This is a genomic window from Anoxybacillus sp. MB8 (assembly GCF_011006755.1).
GTDB classification, from domain to species: domain Bacteria; phylum Bacillota; class Bacilli; order Bacillales; family Anoxybacillaceae; genus Anoxybacillus; species Anoxybacillus gonensis.
Genome location: NZ_RXXX01000150.1, coordinates 1 through 358, shown reverse-complemented (window position 1 = coordinate 358; position 358 = coordinate 1). Strand labels below are relative to the sequence as shown.

Annotated in this window: 1 protein-coding gene; it reads left to right on the top strand. The window is 51.1% G+C overall.

Annotated features, from left to right (window positions below):
- The coding region (locus tag EKC99_RS15620) for a type I-F CRISPR-associated protein Csy1 (protein WP_205597834.1) at positions 1 to 358 on the top strand (358 nt) is incomplete at both ends.

Sequence of the window (358 nt, the reverse complement as noted above, 5' to 3'; positions counted from 1 at the left end):
GGCTCGTGAGTGGCGGGATGCCGTTTTAGGCTTGCTTCAAGACAATGGACAATCCATATCCAGCCATGTCTTGGCCAACCAACTGTATTGGTTAGTGGGCGAAGATTGTCATGATGACGCCCAATATCATTTGCTCGCTCCGCTGTTTCCTACTTCGTTGGTGCATGCCGTTCATGCTGTGCTTCAGGAAGATCGCTTCGGAGACCAGATGAAGCAAGCTCGACAGGCACAGCGCGACAAAGTCATGCATGAGCATGCAGTGCGTTGGTATCCCGATTTGGCCGTGCGTAAGTTGGGAGGCACTAACCCGCAGAATATTTCTCAGTTAAATAGCGAACGGGGCGGGGTCAATTATTTT